The 22,069-nt window shown below is 70.4% G+C and carries 19 protein-coding genes; 7 read left to right on the top strand and 12 right to left on the bottom strand.

Annotation, left to right across the window (positions count from 1 at the left end; translation table 11 throughout):
• The first annotated feature begins 32 nt into the window (after positions 1-32).
• Positions 33-638, top strand: coding sequence for a TetR/AcrR family transcriptional regulator (locus tag ACZ7OI_RS34215; protein WP_470268229.1), 606 nt, complete (start codon positions 33-35; stop codon positions 636-638).
• Positions 639-740: 102 nt separating this feature from the next.
• The gene (locus ACZ7OI_RS34210) at positions 741-1,010 is read left to right on the top strand and encodes a hypothetical protein (RefSeq protein ID WP_344267064.1); all 270 of its coding nucleotides are present in this window, start codon (positions 741-743) and stop codon (positions 1,008-1,010) included.
• Positions 1,011-1,659: 649 nt separating this feature from the next.
• On the opposite strand, the gene ACZ7OI_RS34205 is transcribed toward ACZ7OI_RS34210, so the two are convergent.
• Positions 1,660-2,631, bottom strand: coding sequence for a chitinase (locus tag ACZ7OI_RS34205; RefSeq protein ID WP_470268228.1), 972 nt, complete (start codon positions 2,629-2,631; stop codon positions 1,660-1,662).
• Positions 2,632-3,002: 371 nt separating this feature from the next.
• Between ACZ7OI_RS34205 and ACZ7OI_RS34200 the strand changes: the two genes are divergently transcribed.
• Positions 3,003-3,653, top strand: coding sequence for an NIPSNAP family protein (locus ACZ7OI_RS34200; RefSeq protein WP_470268227.1), 651 nt, complete (start codon positions 3,003-3,005; stop codon positions 3,651-3,653).
• Between the two features lies 1 nt (position 3,654).
• On the opposite strand, the gene ACZ7OI_RS34195 is transcribed toward ACZ7OI_RS34200, so the two are convergent.
• Positions 3,655-4,098, bottom strand: a complete 444-nt coding sequence (locus ACZ7OI_RS34195) for a nucleoside deaminase (RefSeq protein WP_470268226.1) — start codon at positions 4,096-4,098, stop codon at positions 3,655-3,657.
• Between the two features lie 79 nt (positions 4,099-4,177).
• Here ACZ7OI_RS34195 and ACZ7OI_RS34190 point away from each other — a divergent pair, with 79 nt between their 5' ends.
• Positions 4,178-5,182, top strand: coding sequence for a helix-turn-helix transcriptional regulator (locus tag ACZ7OI_RS34190; RefSeq protein ID WP_470268225.1), 1,005 nt, complete (start codon positions 4,178-4,180; stop codon positions 5,180-5,182).
• A gap of 483 nt (positions 5,183-5,665) precedes the next feature.
• Positions 5,666-6,271, top strand: a complete 606-nt coding sequence (locus ACZ7OI_RS34185; protein WP_470268224.1) for a TetR/AcrR family transcriptional regulator — start codon at positions 5,666-5,668, stop codon at positions 6,269-6,271.
• Here ACZ7OI_RS34185 and ACZ7OI_RS34180 read toward each other — a convergent pair.
• Entirely contained in the window at positions 6,268-7,179 is a 912-nt protein-coding gene (locus ACZ7OI_RS34180; protein ID WP_470268223.1) for an NADP-dependent oxidoreductase, read from the bottom strand. The two genes, ACZ7OI_RS34185 and ACZ7OI_RS34180, sit on opposite strands and share 4 nt — an antisense overlap.
• 88 nt (positions 7,180-7,267) lie before the next feature.
• Between ACZ7OI_RS34180 and ACZ7OI_RS34175 the strand changes: the two genes are divergently transcribed.
• Positions 7,268-7,846, top strand: a complete 579-nt coding sequence (locus tag ACZ7OI_RS34175; RefSeq protein ID WP_470268222.1) for a TetR/AcrR family transcriptional regulator — start codon at positions 7,268-7,270, stop codon at positions 7,844-7,846.
• Positions 7,847-7,969: 123 nt separating this feature from the next.
• Here ACZ7OI_RS34175 and ACZ7OI_RS34170 read toward each other — a convergent pair whose 3' ends face one another.
• From ACZ7OI_RS34170 to lanKC, 6 genes are all read right to left on the bottom strand, one after another.
• Positions 7,970-9,880: a primary-amine oxidase gene (locus ACZ7OI_RS34170; RefSeq protein ID WP_470268221.1), complete on the bottom strand. Its 1,911-nt coding sequence runs from the start codon at positions 9,878-9,880 to the stop codon at positions 7,970-7,972.
• Positions 9,877-11,571 carry an ATP-binding cassette domain-containing protein gene (locus tag ACZ7OI_RS34165; RefSeq protein WP_470268220.1) on the bottom strand — a complete coding sequence of 565 codons (1,695 nt, stop codon included), beginning with the start codon at positions 11,569-11,571 and terminating at the stop codon, positions 9,877-9,879. Before ACZ7OI_RS34165 ends, ACZ7OI_RS34170 begins: the two co-directional genes overlap by 4 nt.
• A complete protein-coding gene (locus tag ACZ7OI_RS34160; RefSeq protein ID WP_470268219.1) occupies positions 11,568-13,214 on the bottom strand; it encodes an ABC transporter transmembrane domain-containing protein in 1,647 nt (548 codons plus the stop codon). The genes ACZ7OI_RS34165 and ACZ7OI_RS34160 overlap by 4 nt, the downstream gene beginning before the upstream one ends.
• Positions 13,211-15,145, bottom strand: a complete 1,935-nt coding sequence (locus ACZ7OI_RS34155; protein WP_470268218.1) for a prolyl oligopeptidase family serine peptidase — start codon at positions 15,143-15,145, stop codon at positions 13,211-13,213. The genes ACZ7OI_RS34160 and ACZ7OI_RS34155 overlap by 4 nt, the downstream gene beginning before the upstream one ends.
• Positions 15,146-15,210: 65 nt before the next feature.
• Positions 15,211-15,339 (bottom strand): SapB/AmfS family lanthipeptide, encoded by a 129-nt coding sequence (locus ACZ7OI_RS34150; RefSeq protein ID WP_116203144.1) that lies wholly within the window; start codon positions 15,337-15,339, stop codon positions 15,211-15,213.
• Positions 15,340-15,343: 4 nt separating this feature from the next.
• Positions 15,344-17,926 carry a class III lanthionine synthetase LanKC gene (gene lanKC, locus ACZ7OI_RS34145; protein ID WP_470268217.1) on the bottom strand — a complete coding sequence of 861 codons (2,583 nt, stop codon included), beginning with the start codon at positions 17,924-17,926 and terminating at the stop codon, positions 15,344-15,346.
• Between the two features lie 729 nt (positions 17,927-18,655).
• Here lanKC and ACZ7OI_RS34140 point away from each other — a divergent pair.
• Positions 18,656-19,495 carry an AfsR/SARP family transcriptional regulator gene (locus ACZ7OI_RS34140; RefSeq protein WP_470268216.1) on the top strand — a complete coding sequence of 280 codons (840 nt, stop codon included), beginning with the start codon at positions 18,656-18,658 and terminating at the stop codon, positions 19,493-19,495.
• Positions 19,496-19,745: 250 nt separating this feature from the next.
• Here ACZ7OI_RS34140 and ACZ7OI_RS34135 read toward each other — a convergent pair whose 3' ends face one another.
• The 3 genes from ACZ7OI_RS34135 to ACZ7OI_RS34125 are packed head-to-tail and all read right to left on the bottom strand — an operon-like array spanning position 19,746 to position 21,894.
• On the bottom strand, positions 19,746-20,924 hold the full coding sequence (locus tag ACZ7OI_RS34135) for a hypothetical protein (protein ID WP_470268215.1): 1,179 nt from the start codon (positions 20,922-20,924) through the stop codon (positions 19,746-19,748).
• A 29-nt stretch (positions 20,925-20,953) separates the two neighbouring features.
• Positions 20,954-21,349 carry a hypothetical protein gene (locus tag ACZ7OI_RS34130; protein ID WP_470268214.1) on the bottom strand — a complete coding sequence of 132 codons (396 nt, stop codon included), beginning with the start codon at positions 21,347-21,349 and terminating at the stop codon, positions 20,954-20,956.
• On the bottom strand, positions 21,346-21,894 hold the full coding sequence (locus ACZ7OI_RS34125; RefSeq protein WP_470268213.1) for a SigE family RNA polymerase sigma factor: 549 nt from the start codon (positions 21,892-21,894) through the stop codon (positions 21,346-21,348). The genes ACZ7OI_RS34130 and ACZ7OI_RS34125 overlap by 4 nt, the downstream gene beginning before the upstream one ends.
• Positions 21,895-22,069: the final 175 nt, after the last annotated feature.

The raw sequence follows: 22,069 nt of genomic DNA, 5'->3' as shown, positions 1-22,069 counted from the left end.
GGCGAGCAGGCGCCGCGGGCGGGTGATGCCTGATGCTCCGGGAACCGCAGCAGGAACGCAGCCGCACCACGCGGCGGCGGTTGATCGAAGCCGCGATGGACTGCATTGGGGAGCGGGGGTGGCACGGGGTCACCGTCGCGGTCATCGCGGAGCGGGCCGGGGTTTCCCGCGGTGCCGCGCAGCACCACTTCCCGACCCGGGAATCGCTGGTCGCGGCGGCGGTCGAGTTGCTGGGCGAGGCTCAGCTGGACGAACTGCGCACGCGCGCGGCCGGGTCGCCGGGCGGTTCCTCGCGGATCGAGTGGGTCGTCGAGATGCTGCTGACCCTCTACACCGGGCCGATGTTCCGCGCGGCGCTGCAGCTGTGGGCCGTCGCGTCGACGGACGACCAGTTGCGCGACGTGCTCGTGCCGCTGGAGGCGCGGGTCGGCCGGGAGGCGCACCGGGTCGCGGTCGAGCTGCTCGGGGTCGACGAAGCTCAGCCGGGCGTGCGCGAACTGGTCCAGGCCACTCTCGACCTGGGGCGCGGACTCGGCCTCGCCAACCTCCTCACCGACGACACCCGCCGCCGCGAGCAGATCGTGCGCGAGTGGGCTCGGACGCTCGAGTCTCGCTTGACCGGAACCGAACAGGTCTAGGCCACGTCTCATTCCCGAACCGCTACAGTGTGGCTGTTAACACATTCGGCCCAATCGGCGATAACGTTGAGTAAGTAGCCCACGAGGAAGAAGGCGATCCCGGTGTCCGGTTCAGAAGGGGTGACCGTCGAGCTGACCCATCGCGCGATGGCCATGCTCAAGGCGGTCGCGCAGCAGCGCGCGGAGATGTCCACCAGCTGCGAGCCCGACCTGTTCGTCGACGGTTTCGCTTGCTGCGACCAGATGACCGCGCACGCGCTCGCCAAGGGCGGCTACGTGCGTCCGGGCACGGGCGTCGCCTCCGCCGGCCGGGTTCCCGCTGAGCTGACCGAGGCCGGGGTGGCCGCGCTGTCGGTCACCGCCGCTGCCTGATCTTCACTCGTTCGGCCGTATCCGCGCACAGCGTGTGACGGACGGCCACACGGGGACCTCCCGGGCGGGAAGGTCCCCGTTGCCGCGCTCCGCCGGGCCGGACGGCCGTGCTTCGGGCGGGTGCGAAGCGGTGGTTCAGTCCACCGGGGCTCGGCTGACCCGCGCGGCTCGAGCGGCGTCCGGTTCGGCTCAGCCGAACTGCGGTCGGCTTCGCCCAGGTCGGGCGGGGTGCCTGCTTGGCTCGCGTCAGCTGAACCGCTCCTCGGGTCGGTCGAACCGTTGCCAGCTTGGCTCAGGTCGGTCGGACCGTTGCCAGTTCGGCCAGGCCTGTCGAACCGTTGCCAGTTCGGCCCGGGTCGGTCGAACTGTCGCTAATTCGGGCTCAGGTCAGCTGAATCATTGCCAGCTCGGCTCGGCTGGACCGTTGGCAACCAGGCCCAGGCCAGCCGAACCGCGCCAGGCCCGGCCAGATCAGCCGAGCCGCTGCCAGCCAGGCCGGTCGAACCGCGCCAGGTCCGCCCAGGTTAGTCGAACCGCGCCAGGCCCAGGCCAGCCGAACCGCGCCAGGCCTGGCCAGTCCGGTCGACCCGCTGCCAGGCCCGGTCAGGCCAGCCGAACCGCTGCCAGCCCGGCCCAGCCAGCCCCGAGGTCAGCCTTTGTACCCGGCCACGACCTTCGTGAACGCGTAGTTCTCCTGGTCGATCCCGCTGCAGCCGCCGCAGTCCCGGTTCGTCGCCCAGAACGTGACGCGGCCCAGGTGGTGCTCGGCGGCCCAGTCGCGGATCGCGGTGAAGTCCGCGACCGACACGACCTCTCCGGCCCGGTCGGTCTTGCCGTTCATCGACGACAGCCCGGCGCGGTGGTAGGCGGTGGCGTCGTCCCAGCCGAACGTCGACTTCAGTTCTCCGACCAGGCCGTCCACTGCGGATTTCGTCATGGCGACCATGTCGCCGCCGTCGGAGAAGTCGAACGGCATCAGCGACCACACGTCGACGTCCGCGCCCAGCGCCTTCGCCTGCGAGACCAGCCGCTTGCCCCAGTCGTTCGGGCCCTGCGGCGTGGTGCCCATGGTGATCACGACGCGCAGGTTCGGGTTCTTGTCCTTGACGATCTTGACCGCGCCGAGGATCCGGTCCTGGACGGCCGCGTTCTCGAACTCGTCGGTGTTCTCGATGTCGAGGTCGATCGCCTTGAGGTCGTAGGCGTCGATCACCTGCTGGTACGCGCCGGCCAGTTCCTCCGGCGATCCGCAGTTCGGGCCCAGTTTGTTGCCCTGCCAGCCGCCGAAGGACGGGATCACGTCGCCGCCCGCGGCGCGGATCTTCTGGATCATCGCGGCGTCGGCGCCGTCGAGGGGGCGGTTGCCGTCCCAGGCGGGCGCGCAGCCGCCGCCGGAAAGCATGAAGGCGAGGGTGAACGCGCTGACGCCGGTCGCGTCCATCGCGGCGGACGGATCGCTCTGTCCGCCCCATTGGTACAGGTACGGCGCCGCGAGAACCGGGTCTCCCGCGGCTGAGGCGGTGCCGGTCGCGGTGGTCAGGGCGGCGCCCGCGGCGAGTGCCAGCACGCCGAGCCGTCCGGCGAGTTTCCGGCGGGAAGTGGTGCGGCGCAAGGATTTCATGGGTCCTCCAACGGGGGAAACGCGTACCCGGCGGCACGCGGCATCGGAGCACCTGGCGAAGCCGGACGTGGCGGCGGCGCCCCGCAGGCACTCGGGGGAGTGTGTGCGCAGTCACAATGGACTAGACCATTGAGAAGTGTCAAGACATGGGCGGAAGTGGGAAAAAACCTTACCGAGGGTGGCGAGGTCGCCGGGAGGTTCCGGGGCGCCGGTGAGCGGGACTATCGGGAAGCTGTGCGCGGACGCGCGGGCAAACAACGCAGGGGCGAAACCGCTCGGCAGGCGCCGCCGGAACGGTGTGTCACGCTGGAGGCAGCTCCCCGGTCAGCGGCGTCCTCGGAGCGGCCGATCTTCGAACGAACGGGAGCGTCATGACCGAACCGGTCCAGATCAGCGGAGCCGACGTCGCCCCGGAGCAGCAGGCCGTCCGCTACGAGCTGGCGATCCTGTCGTTTCGGCTGCTCGACGGGCCGAAAGCCGCCGAAGGCGTGCTGCCGTGGGTCGAGGGGCACGGCGAACTGCTCGGCTGCTGGCAGACGGAGAACGGTCCGCTCGGCAGGATGGTCGTGCTGCGCGGGTTCGGGGATCAGCAAGCGCTGGATGAGGAGCGGATGCGGGCGCGCCACAGCCGCAAGCCGTTCGGCGGCGACTATCTGACGGATCTGTCGCTGCAGAGTTTCGCGCCGTTCCCGTTCGTCCCGCCGGTGCGGCCGGGGAAATACGGTTCGGTGTACGAGATCCGCGATTACCACCTCCGCCCGGGCGGGCTGACCGCGACGATCGACGGCTGGCGCAAAGCGTTGCCCGCGCGGCATTTGGTCGATCCGCTGACCGTGGTGATGTACGCGCTCGACGGGCCGGATCGGATTATTCAGATCTGGCCGTTCGCGAGTATGGACGAACGGCTCGCGATCCGGCGCGACCTTTACGCGAAGGGGATGTGGCCGCCGGGTGCGCCGGAGGAGATCCTCGACGCGGACTCGATCATCGCGTTGCCGACGGAGTTTTCGCCGCTGGCGTGAGTCACGTCGGTTCGCCGATGTCCTCGAACCACAGCGCCGGTTCCCGCTCGATGAACTCCGTCATCAGGGCGACGCACGCCGGGTCGTCGAGCAGATCGATGCGGACGCCGTGCTCGGCCAGCCAGTCGTGGCCGCCGGTGAACGTCCGCGATTCGCCGATCACCACGTGCGGGATGCCGAATTGCCGGACCAGGCCGCTGCAATACCAGCACGGCGACAGGGTCGTGACCATGATCGTGTCGCGATAGTGCGGGCGACGGCCGGCGGCGCGGAAGGCGGCGGTTTCGGCGTGCAGGGACGGGTCGCCGTCCTGGACGCGGCGGTTGTGGCCGCGGCCGAGGAGCTTCCCGTCGCGGTCGAAGAGGGCCGCGCCGATCGGCACGCCGCCCTCGGCTTTTCCGGCTTCCGCCTCTTCGCGGGCGACAGCGAGCAGGTCGTCGAGCATGCGTCACTTTCGCACGGCGCGGCAGTTCCCCGGCAATCGAGGACCGAATCTGTCCGCGAACCGTGGCAGAGTGACCGGCATGTACGGAACCTCCGAACGCCTGTTGCGCCTGCTCTCCCTGCTGCAGGCGCGCCGCGAGTGGCCTGGTCCGGACCTCGCGGGCCGGTTGGGGGTCGACGTCCGGACGATCCGGCGCGACGTCGAACGGCTGCGGCAGCTTGGCTACCCGGTGCACGCGACGCCGGGGGTCGCGGGCGGGTACCGGCTGGGGTCCGGCGCCGCGTTGCCGCCGCTGTTGCTGGACGACGACGAGGCGGTCGCGGTGGCAGTCGGCCTGCGGACGGCGGCGAACGGCACCGTGTCGGGGATCGAGGAGACGTCCGTGCGGGCGTTGGCGAAGCTCGAACAGGTGCTGCCCGCGCGGCTGCGGCACCGGGTGCGGGCGATGGATTCGGCGATGGTCCGGATCCCCGGCGGCGCGCCGACGATCGACGCGGAGCTGCTGACCGTGGTCGCGGCCGCGTGCCGGGACAACGAACGGCTGCGGTTCACCTACGGCACGCACGCGGGCGCCGTGGCGGAACGCGACGTCGAACCGCTGCGGCTCGTGCACACCGGCTGGCGGTGGTACCTCGTCGCGTGGGATCTCGGCCGCAGCGACTGGCGCACCTTCCGGCTGGATCGCATCGACGGTCTCCCGACACCCAGTTTCCGTTTCACGCCAAGGGAACCACCGGCCGAAGACCTCGCCGCGTATGTGTCGAGCCGGATCGCGACCGCGCCGTATCCGCACATCGTGACGCTGCGGGTGTCGGCTCCGGCGGAGGTGCTGTCCGCGCGAGTTTCGCCGACTACGGCGGTGATCGAGCCGATCGACGACGAAACCTGCCGGATGCGCACCGGCGCGAAAACCTTCGACTACATTCCGTTTTACCTCGCGCAGTGGGAATTCGACTTTGTGGTGGAGGACGCCCCGCCGGAGTTGACGGGGCGTTTGGCGCGGATTGCGGAACGGTTTGCGCGGGCGACTTCAGACGCGACTTCAGGCGGGGGTGGCGACGGCGGGCAGGTCTGTGGCGGCTGACCGGGTTTCGGGGAAGCCTTTGCCGTGGCGGTGTTCTTCGGTCATTCACGATTCGGCGGTGAGTCGTAGGACGGGCGGGCCGAGATTGGTGGGGAGCCGCGGGTTTTGCCGGGGAGGACGCGCCGGAGCAGCATCGCGGCAAGGTCCGGCATCGGCTCGACAGCGGATGTCGCGTACCGCGACTGCTGCCACAGCAGGCTGAGCCGAAGTGCGGACCGCTGACCCGCGGTGCGTCGGCATACCTCAGGTCAGCGCCCTGGTTCGAGTTCGATCGCCTGGAGTTCCGGCGTTACGGAGGCTGACTCCGGTTACTGCCGGAAGACGGTGTTTTCCCCGGCTTCGGCCGCGGGGTCACGCTAGGTTCGCGGGCGTGCCGTCCCCGAGTCCGGACGCATCACCGGACTCCGCACTGAGCGAGCGCTTACACTCAATGGACGACGGGCGGACTCACCGGCCGGCGCGGGACTAGAGGAGGATCGCCGGATGACCTCGCTTTCGGCCGACCTGTGGCCCGACGTGCAGCCCGAGACCGCGCGCCGGCTGATGCTCGCCGGGGTGGAGTCGTTCGCCGAGCGCGGCTACCACGCCACCACCACCCGAGACATCGCCGGCGCGGCCGGGATGAGCCCGGCTGCACTGTACGTGCATTTCCCCTCGAAAGCCGCGCTGCTTTTCGCGATCAGCCGCAACGGGCACGAGCAGACGCTCGCCCTCGTCGAGGACGTCATCGGGCGCGTCACCGGCCCGGTGGAGCGGATGCGGCTGCTCGTCGAGGATTTCGTCGCCTGGCACGCGCGGCGGCACACCGTCGCGCGCGTGGTGCAGTACGAGCTGAATGCGTTGCCGGAGAAGGAATATCAGGTCGTCGCACAGCTTCGGCGGAAGATCGAGCAGCGCGTGCGCGAGGTGATCGCCGACGGGGTCGAGTCCGGCGCGTTCACCGTCGGCGACGTCGGAATCGCGGCGCGGGCCGTGCTTTCGCTGGGCGTCGACGTCGCGCGCTGGTACAGCGAACGGACCCGGCAGACGCCTGCCGAATTGGGCAAGGAGTACGGCGAACTGGTCCTCCGCATGCTCGGCGCGAGCTAGATCGCCAGCACCAGTTTGCCCCGCGCCCGCCGCGACTGGCTCAGTTCGAGCGCGGCGCGCCAGTCGTCCAGCGGGAAAATCCGGGACACCGGAACCGAAAACCGCCGTTGGGCGGCGAGCGACGCGAACTCGCTGAGGATGTCGTAGCGCGGCTGGGCGCCCGAACTGACAATGGTCTGGACCCCGGGTTCGTCGGAGCTGAGGTCGAGCGTCAGCACGTGTCCGGGTTCCTTGACCGTGCGCACGAGTTCGGCCACCGCGCCGCTGAACGGAGCCGCGTCCAGCGCGAGGTCGACCGGCCCCCCGGCCAGCGCCGTCACGCGCTCGGCGATTCCGTCCTGGTAGCTGGTGACCTCCGCGCCAGCTGAGCGGAGCGCCTCGGCGTGCGTCTCACCTGCGGTTACTAGAACGCGCGCTCCCCGCAGGAGTCCGATCTGCGTGGCGGCCAACCCCGTGGTGGTGCCCGCTCCGTGCACGAGCAGGGTGCTGCCGGAGCCGACGCCGAGTGCGTCGAGTGCCGCATAAGCCGTCCCGGTGGCCATCGGCAACGCCGCGGCGTGGACCGCGTCGAGCCCGTCCGGACGCGGGAACCACGAATCGAGCAACACCAGCTCGGACGCGCCCGCGGTCGGCCCGGTGAACGGCGCGCAGCCGAACACCGGGTCGCCGATCTCCACGCCAGCCACGCCTTCGCCGAGCGCGTCGACCGTGCCGGACACCTCAAGCCCGACCCCGCGCGGCAGGTCACCGGCGAACAGGCCCTCGCACAACGCCCAGTCCGCCGGATTCAGGCCGCACGCCTGAACAGCGACGCGGATCTGCCCTGCGCCGGGGTTCGGCGCCTCCGCGTCCTCGACCCGCAAGACCTCGCCCGCCGGACCGTGCTCGTGAAAACGAAGGGTGCGCATCTCAGGTCTCCTCGCGAGTGATGACAGAAGCTGTCGTCACCGACGCTACCAGAGTGATGACAGCATCTGCTGTCGCTACACTGGGCGCATGGCGCGATGGGAGGGCAACACCCGGAACCGGCTCGAACAGGCCGCGCTGGCGTTGTTCGAGGAACAGGGCTACGACCGCACGACGGTCGCGCAGATCGCCCAGCGCGCGAACCTCACCGAGCGGTCGTTCTACCGGTGGTTCGCCGACAAACGGGAGGTGCTGTTCGGGGGCAGTCAGGAACTGGAAACCGAGTTCGTCACCGCGATCGGCGCCGTCCCGCCGGGGACTCCCGCGCTGCCCACCCTGCTTGCCGCCTTCGCCACCGCGCCGCGCGTATTCCGTCCGCGCGAATTCCTGCTCCGCCGAGCGACGGTGATCGCGGCCAATCCCCCGCTGCGGGAACGGGAACTGATCAAGCTCGTCACGATTTCGGAAGCGCTCACGACCGCGTTGCTGGACCGCGGCATCGCCCCCGAAACCGCGCGGCTGGCGACCGACCTGGGCTTGTCCGTGCTGCGACTGACCACCGAACGCTGGATGGCCGAGGAACACCGCGACGGCAAGGGATTCCCCGAGGCGCTGTCGGCCGCCGCCGCGGACCTGCTCGCCGTCGCCACCGACGGAACCTCCGTTTGAAGTCGCCCGCGCCAAACACCCCATCATCTCCGGCGTCGCCCGGACGTGCCGCGGCGGACAGGAGTCTTGCGGGCCGAACGTCGAAACCAGGCGGCCGGCGCTGCCCTCGCCCCGCCGGATGTCTCAGCACTGATGTCCGGGCCTCGGCAGGTCCAGCGCCGGGTTCGCGGCGAAGAACGCCACTGGCTTGAGATGGAAGCCCGCCTTGGACACCGGCATCACCGGCCAGTCTTCCGGGCGCGGCACGTGGTTCGCTCCGAACGTGTACCAGACAACGACATCGGTGTCCACGAGCGGTCGGTCGGCTCGGACGTATTCGACGAGTCCGTCGTCGCCGGGACGCTGGTTGGGGTAATCGCCGGACGCGTAGCGCTGGTCCGGATCGTAGGCGGTGACCCACAAATGCCGGTACGCGAAGCCCGCGCGCCTGCTCGTCTGCGACCCGGTCTGGGCCAGCGGCAGGATGTTCGTCCCCGGCATCAGCTGGTATCCGACCGGGCGGCCGGTGTGGTGGCGGACCGACGGGTTGACGACTGTCCAATTGCGACCGGCGAGCGGGTCGGCCAGCCGCTGCGCCTGGCTTTCCCGGGCGAGCAGCGTCGGTTGCGCGGCGAACGCGTTGTGCTGCTCGGAGTCTGGCACGGCGACGGTGTCCACTTCGTACACGCTGTTGTGCTCGCCGTCGACAGACATGTCCAGCCGCATGTTGAAGAAGTGCTGATGGTTCGGCGCGTACAGGCCGGGAGCGACCGCGGTGCCATACAGCGGAGCGTCGCCTTCGTACGCGCCGGTGGAGACGATGCCGGTCAGCTTCACCTCGAACTCGATGGTGCCGTCGAGATAGAAGTACCAGAAGAACCCGTAATCGTAGTTGTTCGCCGTGGCCCAGCAGGAGACCACGAGCCGGCGTTGCCGGCGGGTTTCGGCGTGCCCGAGGTTGCCGTCCGTGTGCTTCCAGGCCAGGTTGTCGTCCTCTTCGTGAATGCAGATGGCGTTGGGCAGCGTCACGGGAGCGCCGTCGTCGTCGCACATCACGACGTCCAGGTAGCGGATTTCGCCGAGGCAATCGCAGCCGAGCGCGAGCGAGTTCAGCCATGGCCCGATGCCGCCCTCGCCGATGTCGAAGGCGTTCTTCACCCGCTGCGACGGGTTCGGATCGCCGTAGGGCACGTACAGCTCCGACATCGAGGCCCGGTACACGATCGGCCGCTCTCGTCCGCCGTCGTCGTAACCGATCCGGTGCAGCACCAGGCCTTCCCTCATCGTGTAGCCGACGCGCAGGCGCCAGCGCTGCCAGCTCAGGTCGTAGCCGTCCATCGTGAAGCTCGGGCCGTGCGGCTGCGTGATCTCCAGCGGTCGCAGATCGTCGCGGGTCGCGGCGAACGCGGGAACGTTGTCCGGGTAGCCCTCGATCTCGCCGGTGATCAGCTCCGGAATGTAATTGCCGTGCCGTCGCGGGACCGGCACGACGCCGTGGTCGGCGAGTTCCGCGACCTCCATCCGGTCGATGTCGACCAGAGCGGTCAGCCCTTCGACCGGGTGCGCGTAGCGATTGTCGTAAATCCCTTGCCGCACATAGACTTGCGGGCGCATCAGCCGCCGCTGCGGGGCCTCGGCCGGTCCGGTGTTGCCCGCCGCCCACAGGTCGATCGCGACCGAGTCCAGGTCGGTGATTCCCCGGCGGCGCAACGCCTCCCGGAAACCGGGGTCGGAGCGCAGGACCGCGTCGCATTCGGCGAACTCGTCGCGGGAGAAGCCCGGCTGCGCGCCGGGGATCTCTTGCCAGGACACCAATTCCCCGCGGGTGATCGAGACCACGGCCTCGATCGTGGTGCGGCTGTCCCGGTCGCGCAGGACCGCGAACGCCTCGCGCTCGACCGGAACCCCGTCGAGCACGGAGCGTTTGGCCGGCTCGTGCAGCTCGATGCTGATGAACCGCACCATGGCGCCGAGTCCCTTGGCGCCCTTGAGAATCGCGGACGCGGCCGCGATCTCGTCGGCCGTGAGCGGCGCGAGCGGATTGGCGGTCGTCACACTTCCTCCAGGCGGCGATCGGGGTTCCAGTGACCGAGCAGGTCCCGGTAGAGCGGAGAGGTTTCCAGCAGCGTCCGGTGATCCCCGGCGACGGCGCCGGTGCCGTCGAGCACCAGCACCCGGCGGGCGCGCAACGCCGAGCTGATCCGGTGCGCGATCACGATCAACGTGCGGTCTCGCCGGGCGAACGCTTCCTCTGCCCGGCGTTCGGCAGCGGGGTCGAGATGGCACGTCGCTTCGTCCAGGACCACCACCGAGGCCGGCGAGAGGTAGGCGCGCACCAGCGCGATCAGCTGCCGTTCGCCTGCCGACAACGCCGACGGCACGAGTTCGTCGCCGAGCCGGGCTACGAGTTCGTCGGCGCCGATTTCGGTGACCGCCCGCGCCACTGCCTCGGGGGTGGCGTCCGGCGCGAAGTAGGTCAGGTTGTCCCGCACGGTGCCCGCGAAGACGTAGGCCTCCTGCGGGATCAGCGTGCGCAACTGAGCAAGCCGTTGCGCGGACAAGTCGGAGACCGGTACGTCGCCGAGCAAGACCGCGCCGGAAGTGGGGCGCAGCAACCCGCAGAGCAGACCGGCCAGCGTCGACTTGCCGATGCCGCTGGGACCGACGATGGCCAGGTGGTCGCCCGGCGGCACGACGAGATCGAGCCCGTTCAAGACGGGTTCGGCATGAGAGCCGTAGGCGAACGTGAGGTCGCGGACGGTCAGTTCGCCGCCGCGACCGGTCTCGGCGCGGCGCTCCGGTTCGGCGGGCAGTTCAGCGGCGTCGAGGATGCGGCCGACGGTGACGGCGTACCGCAGGCCGCTGCCGCCGACCGCGGTCATCAGGTTGCGCAACACCGGCTGGAGTCCGATGAGGACGTAGGTGAGGCCGCCCATCACGGCGCCGGCGGTCAGGCCGCGGCTGACCAGCCACGGTCCGGCGACGAGCAGAACGACCAGCGGCACCCAGCCGCCGACTGCCAGGCAGAGAGTGCGGGCCGCGGTGACGGTGGCGATCGCGCGCTCGGCGTCGGCTTGCGCCCGGATCGGCCCGGCGACCAGGTCCGCGGAATGCTCTTCGGCGCCGGTCGCGGCGATGTCGCGAGTGCCGGCCAGGACGGCCCCCGCGGTGACCGCGAGGCGCTCGTCGGCGTGCACCGACCGGCGGAATCGTTCGGCGGCGAGGCGGAGCGTGCCCAGGAAAAGGCCGAGCCCCAGCAGGAACGGCGGCAGCAGCAAGGCCACGATGACCGGGTCGACCGACCCCATTCCGACGACGACGCCCACGACGGTGACGAGGAACCCGCGCAGCACGACGATCAGTCCGGCGTAGGTGTCGCGGACGATCTCGACCTGGTGGGTCAGGCGCGCGATGGCCCCGTCGTCGGCGCGCCCGCGCACCGCGTGCCCCAGCGCCCCGCCGACGACCTTGTGCACGAGGGTGTCGCGAAACGGCTCGACCAGCGAGCCGAGCAGCCGGTACACCTGCCGTGAGCCGATGGCGCCCAACCCAGCGGCCACGAGCAGCAGACCGAGCCACGCGAGGCCCACGGCCGGGCGATGGGCCAGGAAACCCGAGTCGACCGCGCGCGCGACCGCGAAGCCGGACAGCGCGGCGGGCAGCGCCTCGGGCACCGACCACAGCAGCAACGCCACCACCGGCCCGCGTGGCATCGCCTTGAGGCCAAAGGAAATTTCGCGCCTCATCCGAAGACCTCCCGGTAATCGGGCCGCGCCCAGAGCTCGTCGTGGGTGCCGGTCGCGGCGACCTTGCCCCCGGCCAGCCAGACCACCAGGTCGGCGCGGGCCGCGGTCGCCGCGCGGTGCGTGACGATCAGCCGGGTGCGTTCGCCGTGGTCGTCGGTGAGGGTGCGGGCGATCTGCATCTCGGTGACCATGTCCACACTGGACGTCGCGTCGTCGAGGACCAGCAGGCGCTGGGCGGGCCACGCACGGGCCAAGCCGAGCCGCTGGTATTCGCCGCCGGACAAGGGCGCCTCGGCCAGCGGCGTACCGTAGCCGTCCGGGAGCCGGTTGACGAACTCGTCCGCGTGCGTGGCGCGCGCCGAGGCCCGCACGTCGATCTCGCGCCCGGCGGACACCGCGTCCCCGATCGACGCGCCGACGAGCACCGGCCGCTCGAACGCGCATCCGACCGCGGTCCGCAACGCGCGATGGTCCAGCGCCGCCAGCGCGACTCCGTCGAGCAGGACCTCGCCTTCGTCCGGGGTGCGCAGGCGCGCGGCGACCTCCGCGAGCACCGACTTGCCCGCTCCGGACGCGCCGACGACGGCCACCGCGGCCCCGCCCGGGACGCTCAGGTTCACGTCCTCCAGCAACACCGTGTCGTCCGCGCGCACGTTCACGCCGCGGAACTCGACGGCACCCGGGCCGTCCGGCAACGCTTTGGCGCCGTAGGAAACCGGTTCGGCCGCGAGGACTTCGCCGACCCGGCGCACTCCCGCCTTGGCGCGGGCGAGCCTGCTGAAGACTCCAGTCAACGCGCCGAGCCCGCCGCCGATCACCGCGTACTGGCTGGCGGCGAACAGTTCGCCGGGAGTGATCCGGCCGCGCAGCAACTCGATCCCGCCCGCGGCGAGCACGGCGACCAGCACGAGCGGGCCGACCAAGGTGGCTTGCGCGCTGGAACGCGCCAGGACGTTCCAGGTGCCGGCACCGTGTTCGTGCAGCTTCGGCAGGTCCGCCAGCACCCGGCGTTCCTCCGCGCCGACCGTGCCCGCGGCGGCGATTGTCCGCGCCCCGCCGAGGGATTCGGCGAGCCGGGCCGCGATCGCGCTCTGCGTCTGCTGGTAGGCGAGCATCACCGCCGCGCTGCGCACCGCGAACGTCCGCAACACGACCACCACCAGCGCCAGTCCGGCCAGCAAGGCGAGAGCGAGCCACAGATCGATCCAGGCCAGCAGCACGAGGCTGCCGATCGGCGGCAGCGCCGCCGAGATCGTGGTGACGACGGCGGGGCCGGCTTGCGCGGCCTCGACGGCGCTGCCCGAGACCCGCGTGACCAGGTCGCCGGTCTCGAACCGGGCGGCGCGGGCCGGACCGATCGCGAGCACGTGCCGCACGACGCGATCGCGCAGCCACGCCGTGGTCCCGGCGATGCAGGCGGTGCCCGCGTAGGCGTCCACCACGTCGAAGACGACGTTGACGGCGATCAGGCACGCGGCGGCGACCACCCAGACACCGCGGCTGTGCCCGGTGATCAGCGCGTCGACCGCGTGGCCCAGCACGGTGGGCAACGCGAGGGTGCCGAGGCTGCCGACGAGCCCGGCGAGCCCGATCAACGGCAGCCAGCCGCCCGCGCGCCGCACCACGTCGCCGAAAGTGATCATGCGAGGTCCAGCCCGGTGTGCTCGGCGAGGAACGCGAGCAGGTCGCCCGCCAGCCGCATCGCCCGGGTTGCCGAACTCGCGCCGTGGCCGGCGTCGGGCTCATGGCGCAGCAACACCGGACGTCCGCTCGAGGTCGCCCACTGCAGCGCCGCGCACATCTTGCGGGCGTGCATCGGGTCTACCCGGGTGTCCCCGCCGAACGTCGTGAACAGCACCGCCGGGTAAGCGACGCCTTTCTCCACCCGGTGGTACGGCGAATAGCCCAGCAGCCAAGCCAATTGCTCGGGATCCGCGGCGGAGCCGTACTCCTCGCGCCACTGCGGACCGAGGCCGAACCGCTCGTACCGCACCATGTCGAGCACCGGCGCCGAGCACACCGCGGCGGCGAACAGTTCCGGACGCTGGGTCAGCGCGCCCGCGACCAGCAAGCCGCCGTTGGACTCGCCGCAGATGCCCAGATGTGCCGGTGTCGTCCAGCCTTCGGCGATCAAGTGCTCGGCTGCGGAGACGAAGTCGTCGAAGGCGTTCTGCTTGCGGTCGAGCATTCCGTCGCGGTGCCATTCTTCCCCCTCCTCGCCGCCGCCCCGCACCTGCGCGGACGCGAAGACGCCGCCCGCCTCGACCCACGCGAGGATGTAACTGGAGTAGGACGGCGTGAGCGGAACGCCGAAACCGCCGTAGCCGTAGAGAATCGTCGGACGCGGTCCGGTGCCGGGCTTAGCGAGGACCACGATCCGGATCGAGGTGCCGTCCGGGGACGTGGCGGTCACTTGCCGGCTGAGCACGTCGGGCGCTTTCCTGCCGGGCGTTCCCGCCCAGAGCGTCGTTCGGCGGGTTTCGGCGTCGTAGCGGTAGACCGCGCCCGGCGTCACGCTGTCGGTGTAGCTGAACCACGCCTCGTTGCCGCGCGTGGACACTGATCCCAGCGATCCGGCGCCGGGCAACGGCACGTCGGCGACCCGGTCGCCGGTACTGAGGTCGTGCAGGCTCATCTCGCCGATCGCGTGCCGGATCCGGCTCACCACGAGGAAATCGTCCAGCATCGCTACGTCGCTGATCACCGCCGTCGGATCTTCCGGGATCAACTCGCGCCACTGCGACGGCGCGGACACGTCGGCCACGCACACGCGGCCGCGCGGTGCGCCCTTGTCGGTGAGGAGGTACAGGAGATCCTTGTGGGGCAACGCGGCAGCGCGGCCGTCCGGTCCTTCGTGGACAGTCCGCTCCGCGCCGGTGTCAGGGTCTACGAGCCACAAACCGGTGCCTTCGGCGAGCACCAGGCACCGGCCGTCCCGATCGATTTCCAGCCCGAGCGACCCGGTCCGGCCTGTTACCGCGACGTCCTGCTCGACCGGGGCGCCGACCCGGTGCCGCCACACGCGCCGCTCCCGCACGTAGCAGAAGCTGTCGGCGCCGGGCAGCCACGCGACCGGCGTGTACCGGCATCCGTGGATCGGTCCGTCGAGCGGTTCGCCCGAGCCGACGTCGAGCACGTGCAGAACGGAGTTCTCCGTGCCGCCCCGGGATAGCTGGAACGCCAGGCGGGCGCCGTCGTGGCTGGGGTGCCACGCGTCGAGCGTCACCGCGGCGTCGCTGTCCAGCGCCGTCGGGTCGACGAGCGCCCGCTGCCGGCCGTCCGATTCGGACACATAGAGCACCGGGTGTTCCTGACCGGGTTCCTGGCGCAGGAAAAACTGCCGGCCGCCGCGCCACCGGGGGGCCGTCACCACCCCGATCGCGCTCAGCCGCCGCACGTCCCGGTGCAGCCGCTCGCGTCCGGGCAGGGCGACGGCGTGCGTGCGCCAACGGTCGTCCTCGGCGGCCTGCCAGCGCCGGGTCTGCGCGCCGGCGGCGTCTTCGAGCCACCGGTAGGGGTCGGGCACGAGGCAGCCGTGCAGGTCGTCGACAATCGGCAGGCGTTCGGCAAGCACGGCCGCTCCTTTCGCGAAGGGTGGGTCCCGGGCGGAGACCAAGTCCGCCCGGGACCCGTCGAGCGTCAGTGGCAGAGCAGCAGGCTGACGTTGCTCGGCGTGTGCGACGCGCAGCCCAGAACGGTCAGCGTGGAACCGCCGCCGCCGCCCTTGCCGCCGGGGGCCTCCATGCCCTGCAGGTCGAGAAGTGCCATGTGATTACACCTCCTTCGATTGGTCGTCACTTGACGAATGCCCAGTGGCATCCGGGTTCTCGGGGCCGGCCAGGAACGGGAGCCGGACCGGTTCGCCGTGCAGCGCCGAGCCGAGCGCGAACAGCACGCCCGCCGTCCCGGTCGCGAAGTCCATCGACAGGCGCAGCAACTGGTCGCCGGGGAACGCGAGCCCGTCGCCGCAGGGCACCGCGTGCCAGCCCAAACCTCGGACCAAGCTGTCCGCTTCGGACGGTTCCGCGGCCAGGAGCATCCCGGCCCGGCCGGTGTAAAGGCCGGACTGCACGAAGTAGTCGCTCCGGGTGACTCCGCGCAGCCTGGCCAGCATCTCGCCGAGTTCTTCGTCCGGGCGGTGGCGCAGATAGCGTTCCAGCACCAGCGCGATCCCGGCCGAGCCCTCGTCGAGATAGGGCAGCGTCCGCCAGCCTTGGTCGATCTGCACAGTGCCGTCCTCGGCGCGGACGCAGCGGCGAAGGTCCTGGCGCAGCGCGATTTCCGCGCGATCGAGCAGGCCAAGGTCGCTCGTTTGCTCGTAGGCGTGCAGAAACAGCAACGCCGGTCCGGCCGATCCGAACATCAGCCCGGCCCGGGGATGGTCGCCCCCGCTGATTTCGGGGACGTCGGTCACGCCGCCCAGCCGGTCGGAGACCTGGTCGACCACCGACAGCGCGGGCTCGAGGCCGAGGTCGGCCCGGAAGTGCAGGAGATTGAGCCCGACGCCGGCCAGCCCGCCGTGCAAGCCCAGTTCGGCCGCGTCCGCCGGCATCGCGAGACAGCGTTCGACGATTCTCAGCGCGTCTTGTCGATGCCCTAGTTCGGCCAGGACATACGCGACGCCGTGGAGGCCGTTGTAGAAGCCGGTGGCGGCGCCGTCGGCCGGCGTCAACGCGTGTTTGCGCAGCCAGTCCTCGTGTTCGGAGAAGCGTCCCGCGCCGGTGGCGGAGAGCGCGTACAACACGCCTGCCGCGCCGTAGGCGACACTGATGCCGCCTCCGGGCAGGAACTGTGCGATGTCGCCGGGAAAGAGGCGGTCGTCGCGGTCGGGTGTGGCGGACGCGAGGATCGAGGTTCGCAGCGCGGCCCGCAGATCGTCCCAAGCGGACACTCCGGGCAGCGGAAGCCCGGGCATCCGGGACGGCCCCGGCTCCTCGCCCTCGATGATGCGCACGGATTCGTCCAGTGCGCCCGGAGGCAACGGGAAGACCTCGGCGGCGTATTCCGCGATCTGCCGTGCCTTGCCGGGGTCGAACCGTGTCGTGATGGTGGCCTGCGGAGCGAACATGCCCAGGTGCATGCAGGCGAGCGCGTACCGGTCCACCTCGGTGCCGAGCCGGTCGGCGGGTGCGGAGAACGCCGGGTGCGCGAGCGACGAGCGGGCCTTCTCTTCCGCGAGGGTGGCGACCTCGAAGTCGATCAGCACCGGCCGGCCCTCGGCCGTGACCAGGATGTTCTCCGGGTGCAGGTCGCCGAACACGACGCCGCGTCCGTGCAGCGCGGCCACCGCGGCGGAGACTTCGGCCAGCATGCCCAGCGCCCACTCGACGTATTCGGCCAGCTTCTCCGGCTCCGGATCGGGATGGGTCAGCGGATAGCGGTGCACCAGCAGGCGCTGCAGCGGGTTGCCGTCGACGAATTCCTCGACGAGGAACTGATGTTCTCCCAGTTCGAAGGAGTCGAGTACGGCAGGCACCACGTCGAGCCCGGCGAGCCGGGTCAACATGTCGCGCTCGTGCCCGATCCGGGTCACCGCGTCGCGGCCTGCCACGTCGAGGCCCGCGTACGGCCGGCCTTCCTTGAGCACGACCTGGTCGCCGGTGCGAGTGTCACGGCCGAGGTAGACGCCGCCGCCGTTGGAGAACTGCATCGCGCTCTCGATCGCGTACGGCAGATCCGCGGTGGTGATGGCCGCGCGCGCGGCGAGGTGCGGCTCCAGGAAGGACGGCAGCCGAATCCACGGCGGGAGCGCGAACGTGGGGCCGCGCACATCGGGCACCAGCGCACCCTCGGCGTTTTCGATGGCGAGCACGCGCTCGCCGTTCTCCGAGACGCAGAAACGCTCGGTGAAGCCGCCGTACCGCACATACAGCGGCCCGTCGCCGTAGCGAAGATCGCTGAGGACGTAGGGGCCGGCCACTCCGCTGAGCAGGCCGTCCAGTTCGGCGAGCACGGCCTCGAACCGGATGTCCGAATCCGGGTAAATAGTGACCAGTTTTCCGCTCGATCCCCGGAATGCCGATTTGGCGTTGAACAGCACCGCAACATTTCTGCTGCGCAAGAATTTGAAGGCGATACGGTTGCTTTCGCAGAATTCCCAGACCGTGTCCAGAACCCGTTCGGCGTCCTCCAGCCGGGACGAAACATGGATTTTCCAGCCCTGTGCCGGAAGCGCCGCATCCTCGGGCGCGTAGTACATCCAGGTGTCGCTGGACTCGTGTGCCCAGCCGTGCGGAACCGTGCGCGCGGTGGCCGCGAAGTCCGTGCTTTCGCCGGCGTGACGGGTCGGCTGGTCGTAGAACAGCCGGTCGGCGAGGCAGTAGACCTCGTAGTTCGCCTCGTCCTGCGCCGTCATCCGAGCCACCTCTTCCGGCTGCGATTCGTGGACGGACGGAAGGCTAAGAAATGGGGTTTCCGGCAGGCTTAGCGTTCCCTTAAGGGCATTCGCCGGAGGTTAGTCCGCGGTTAATCCGCAGCACGCTGCTCCATTCGGGGGCTAATCCCACGAATGGAGCAATTTCGTTTCCGAGGGTAACGGAGTGCCATTTTCAACGACTGGATGTGGGCAGGACAAGCACTCCGTCGGCGAAGGGCGCGTATGAGCATCCGGCATACCCAGGACCTCGTCGAAACGGCGGAATCGGTACCAGGAGTCCGCCACTACAGCGGATTCCGGTCGAAGGAAAGCGACTGGTGTCGGATAGCGGGCGCGGGCCGGGAAGATCGGGAGGCGGCCGAGGAGGCCGGGGAACGGTCTGAGCCGCCCGCGGTCGTCTCGGCGAGGGGGTGTGCCGCCGGATTTTCCGGCCGCTCGTCGCGGGGAAATCCCGGCATTCGACGGGAAAAGACCAACAAGGCAAAGGCCTTCCAGGTGAGATCAATGCGACTAAGCTTGCCTAGCACCGCCTCGACGGATAGCCGGAAAGCATCCGCCGCCCCCGGATCGGCAGTCGGCGCGGACGTGCCGCGCGAAGACTCCGAGACGCGAGGAGAGACAGGCCTCGGCCCGGAAGGCTCCGCGGTCGGTTGGGCCGCTGCGACCGTCTCCCTGCCTGGCCCCGCTGCCGGCGGCAAGCTGGCCGTGGTGCCTCCGCACGGCCTCGGTCCGGATGTCGAGTGCGGTGCGAACGATCTTCGCCCGGCGACCGAAGCGCCGCGCACCGTGGCGATCCACGCGCTGGGCACTTTCCGGGTCACCCGGAACGGCGTTGCCGTGCCGAGGACGGCGTGGCAGTCGCGCAAGGCACGAGATCTGTTGAAGGTCCTCGTTTCGCGCAGCAGGCCCGTGCCCCGGGACCAGCTGATGGAAGTCCTGTGGCCCGGCGTCGATCCCGGCAAGTCCAGCAACCGGTTGTCGGTGCTGCTCAGCACCGTGCGCCAGGTCCTGCAGCCGGTCAAAGACGATCCGCAGCCGGTGCGCACCGACGGCACGTCGGTCTGGCTGGACGCGAACCTGGTGAGCATCGATGTCGCGGAGTTCCGCGGGACCGCCGTTTCCGCGGTGGAAGCGCATCGCGTCGGCCGGGCCGACGCCGTGGCCCTGATGTACCGGGCCGCCGGCCTCTACGCGGGCGACTTTCTCGAAGACGATCCGTATGCCGACTGGGCCCAGCACACGGTCGAAGAACTGCGCGCTTTGCATCAGGCGGTGCTGCGCGCCCTGATCCACCATTGCCAGACCAGCGGCGACGTGGACGAGGTGGTCCGCCACACCTTGCGCCTCTTCGAGGACGACCCCTACGACGAGCAGGCGCATTTGAACCTGATCAAGGTGCTGATCACGGCGGGCCGGATCGGGGAAGCCCGCCGCCGCCACGAAATGTACCGGCGCGCCATGGCCGAGATCGGCGTCGAGCCCCGCGCGATGCCCGCTCTCCGGCCGCGGACCGCCGTGCTGCCGGCCTGGCCGCCTACGGCGTTGTGATCGTTTCCCGCTGCCGAACCGACGACCGAGAGCCGCCCGAAGCGGAAACCTCGAGCCGGAAGAAATCCGCGCGCGAGCCATTCGGGAACGGGCAGGGAAGGCACCGGGTTCGAGGCGCACCCCGGGTTCGACGTTTTCCTGCCTGCGGCCCGGGGCATGGTGTTCGTCTGGATCGCCGGGCAAACACCGTGTCCCGCGGTCTCGTTCGGATCCCGGCGCACGAGCACAGCGGGTCATTTCCGGCGGCCGGTCAGATGACGTAGCGCCAGCCGGTGAGGGAGTAAGCGCTGAACCAGCAGCCGATGAGGATGAAGGCGGCCGTCGCGGCTACTGCGGTGCCTGGACGCCGGGCGGCGAGACCGCGGGCGATCGGGAACAGCAGAATAAACCCGGGGATCAGGAAGCGCGGCTTGACGGTCGGGAGGCCCGCGGTGCCCACGACCAGCACCACGATCCCGGCGCCGTAGGCCGCCAGCGGCCACCACCTCGACAGCGGGCGCAGTGTTTTCGCCAGCAGGACGGCGAGCACGGCCGCGCCCAGCACGACGAAAACGGTCAGCGTTTCCATCGCCGAGGATCCGGATGCCAGTTTCTGCCAGGAGAATTCCGCCGCCTCGCGGCCTCCGTCGAAGCGGGTTCGCCAGTTGTCCCATTCGAGGTCGAACCAGCCGGTCGGGCTGCCGGTCCAGACCGCGACGAAGATCCACCAGCCGAGCAGTCCGAGCGGGCACAGCACCGCGCAGATCATGGTCGTCCAGCGGTCGCGGGTGCGGATGAAGGCGATCACCGCGGCGACGCCGACGACGGCGATGAGGACCGCCGCGGTCGAACGCGTGAGGCCCGCGCCGACGCAGCACGCGGCGGCCAGCAGCCAGCGGCGCTCGACGACTCCGACGAGCGTCCAGGCGGCGAAGGCGGTGAACAGTGCTTCGGTGAAGACCATGGACTGCGTGATGGCGAGCGGGGCTCCGGCCCACAGCGCCACCAGCAGCAACCCGGTGCGCGCTCGGCCGTCGATCCGTTGGGCCAGCCGGAAGATCGCGGCCGCGGCGAGGCATCCGGCGACCGTGCTCACGAGCAGCCCGGCCAGGACCGTGCTGCCCAAGGTGATCGGCGAGAGGACGCGGAGCAAGGTCGGGTACGCCGGGAAGAACGCGAGCGGTGTGTAGGGCGCGTAGTTCCCCGCTGCGTCGTACAAGCCGCGTGTGGTGCCGAAGTAGCCGTAGTCGGCGATGTCCAGGTAGAACTGACCGTCCCAGGCCGTGAGGCGGCCGATGAGGGGCTGGCCGGTCCTCGCGGCGAACAGCGCGAGCAGGGCGACGCTGAACACGCGGATGAACAGGTACGCGCCGAGCGCGCGGACGTACGGGCGTTGGTGCCAGCGGATCGCCGGCGGGGTGAAGGCGGTGGGTTCGGCAAGCGTCGTCAAGAGGGTTCTTTCTCGTGGAGCGGGACCGGTCAGCGGTGGCTGGTGGGGTGGCCCGTGGTCGTCGTGCGGTTCGGGGCGGTTCCGGGGGAGGACATGCCGGGGGAACTGGCGCCGGACGTCGGGTCGGGGGTGTGGCCGGTGGTGCTGGGAACCGGGGATTCGCGGCTGGGCAGGGTTCCCGCGGTCGGCGCGACGGCGGGCTCGACGATCTGCGGCGCGGTGGCCGGACCGGTTTGGCCTGCCATCGCTGTCACCAGGACTACGAGCAGTGCCGTCGTCAGGGCGCTCCCGCCGACGACGGCGAGGTTCCGCCGCCGGCGTTGCTTGCGGCCTTCCGACAGCAGCCGCTCGGGATCCACGCCGGGCGGCGGCACGTCCACCGGCCCGGCGAGCAGGATCACCGCGCGTGCTTCGTCGTCGTTCATGCCCGCCCCTCCTGGGATGCGAGGCCGGGGAAGTGCCCGAGCTGACTGGGATCGAGGCGTTTGCGCAGGGTCGCCAGCCCGCGCGCGGACTGGCTCTTGACGGTGCCGGCCGTGCAGCCGAGAGCGGCCGCGGTCTCGTCGACGCTGAGGTCGTCCCAGAAACGCAGCACGAGAACCGCGCGTTGTTTCGGCGGGACGCCGTCGAGAGCCGCGCGCACGGAAAGCCGCTGGGCATGGTCGGGCTCCGGTGCCGTGCTGACGTCCGGCACCTCCGCGGAAAGGTGCTCGCGCGAACGCCATTTCCGCCGGTTTTCGCTCAGGAACGCGCGCACGACCATCCGCCGCACGTAGGCGTCCAGCTCGCCCCGCCGGACCAGCCTCGGCCACACGCGGTAGAGCTTCAGGAAGGTGACCTGCAGCAGGTCGTCGGCCCGGTGCCAGTCTCCGCACAGGACGAACGCGGTGGCGCGCAGGGAACTCGAGGACGCCGTGACGTACGCGACGAACTCGTCCTCCCACCACGCACCGCTGGCGTCTTGCTCCACACGGGGTACAGGCCTCGTGGCTGCTGGGAGGTTGCATGAGGGCGGAGTGACCCAGGTCATAGGGAGCGAGCCGATCGCGTCCGGCTGTGTCCATAGTGGACTGACCGGGGGCCTTGCCGAGGCCGACGCGCCCGGACGGTTGCGGAAGGGGGAAGGCTCATGTCAGAGTTTCAGT

The organism is Amycolatopsis sp. NPDC114503 (genome assembly GCF_055633655.1).
The sequence above is the reverse complement of the archived record's forward strand: the minus strand, read 5'-3'. Positions and strand labels throughout refer to the sequence as shown.

What these genes read in the sequence shown, in the direction of transcription:
- ACZ7OI_RS34165 (WP_470268220.1), bottom strand. Translation starts at nt 11,571, where the DNA reads ATGAGGCGCGAAATTTCCTTTGGCCTCAAGGCGATGCCACGCGGGCCG.
- ACZ7OI_RS34160 (WP_470268219.1), bottom strand. Translation starts at nt 13,214, where the DNA reads ATGATCACTTTCGGCGACGTGGTGCGGCGCGCGGGCGGCTGGCTGCCG.
- ACZ7OI_RS34130 (WP_470268214.1), bottom strand. Translation starts at nt 21,349, where the DNA reads ATGAACGACGACGAAGCACGCGCGGTGATCCTGCTCGCCGGGCCGGTG.
- ACZ7OI_RS34200 (WP_470268227.1), top strand. Translation starts at nt 3,003, where the DNA reads ATGACCGAACCGGTCCAGATCAGCGGAGCCGACGTCGCCCCGGAGCAG.
- ACZ7OI_RS34195 (WP_470268226.1), bottom strand. Translation starts at nt 4,098, where the DNA reads ATGCTCGACGACCTGCTCGCTGTCGCCCGCGAAGAGGCGGAAGCCGGA.
- ACZ7OI_RS34175 (WP_470268222.1), top strand. Translation starts at nt 7,268, where the DNA reads ATGGCGCGATGGGAGGGCAACACCCGGAACCGGCTCGAACAGGCCGCG.
- lanKC (WP_470268217.1), bottom strand. Translation starts at nt 17,926, where the DNA reads ATGACGGCGCAGGACGAGGCGAACTACGAGGTCTACTGCCTCGCCGAC.
- ACZ7OI_RS34205 (WP_470268228.1), bottom strand. Translation starts at nt 2,631, where the DNA reads ATGAAATCCTTGCGCCGCACCACTTCCCGCCGGAAACTCGCCGGACGG.
- ACZ7OI_RS34180 (WP_470268223.1), bottom strand. Translation starts at nt 7,179, where the DNA reads ATGCGCACCCTTCGTTTTCACGAGCACGGTCCGGCGGGCGAGGTCTTG.
- ACZ7OI_RS34215 (WP_470268229.1), top strand. Translation starts at nt 33, where the DNA reads ATGCTCCGGGAACCGCAGCAGGAACGCAGCCGCACCACGCGGCGGCGG.
- ACZ7OI_RS34150 (WP_116203144.1), bottom strand. Translation starts at nt 15,339, where the DNA reads ATGGCACTTCTCGACCTGCAGGGCATGGAGGCCCCCGGCGGCAAGGGC.
- ACZ7OI_RS34185 (WP_470268224.1), top strand. Translation starts at nt 5,666, where the DNA reads ATGACCTCGCTTTCGGCCGACCTGTGGCCCGACGTGCAGCCCGAGACC.
- ACZ7OI_RS34190 (WP_470268225.1), top strand. Translation starts at nt 4,178, where the DNA reads ATGTACGGAACCTCCGAACGCCTGTTGCGCCTGCTCTCCCTGCTGCAG.